Annotated in this window: 1 protein-coding gene; it reads left to right on the top strand. The window is 57.5% G+C overall.

The window, feature by feature from the left end; translation table 11 throughout:
- A partial coding sequence (locus NQ050_RS11130; RefSeq protein WP_373566731.1) for a hypothetical protein occupies window positions 1–402 on the top strand: 402 nt, incomplete at both ends.

Below are 402 nucleotides of genomic sequence, written 5' to 3'. Positions count from 1 at the left end.
GGTTGTGTCTGGTGTGCGCCGTTGGGCTGATGAACACGCAGAGGCTATCGCTACTGCTGCCATTATTGCCGGGACTGTGGTCTCTGTTGCTGCTCTGGTCGCTACCGGGCCGGTGGGGTTGATTGTTGCTGGTGCTGTTGGTGGTGGTTTGCTTTCTGGTGGTTTGTCGATTCTGACCAATAGGGGTGAGGCTGGGCGTGTTGATTGGGGCAAGGTGGGGTTGGATACCTTGATTGGTGGTGTTGCTGGTGGTCTGGGTGGTGCTGCGGTTTCTGTGGTGGGCAAGGCTGGTTCTGCGGTGAATGCGGCTCGGTCTGGGCGGTTTGCAGTGAAGGCTGAGGCTGCTGGTGCTAAGGCTCTTGCTTTGGGGCAGAAGGCTGCTAATTCTTCGGTGTTTAATCC

This window comes from Corynebacterium sp. 122RC1 (assembly GCF_024580955.1).
Taxonomy (GTDB): Bacteria; Actinomycetota; Actinomycetes; order Mycobacteriales; family Mycobacteriaceae; genus Corynebacterium; species Corynebacterium kozikiae.
This window is presented reverse-complemented; position numbering and strand designations above follow the sequence as displayed.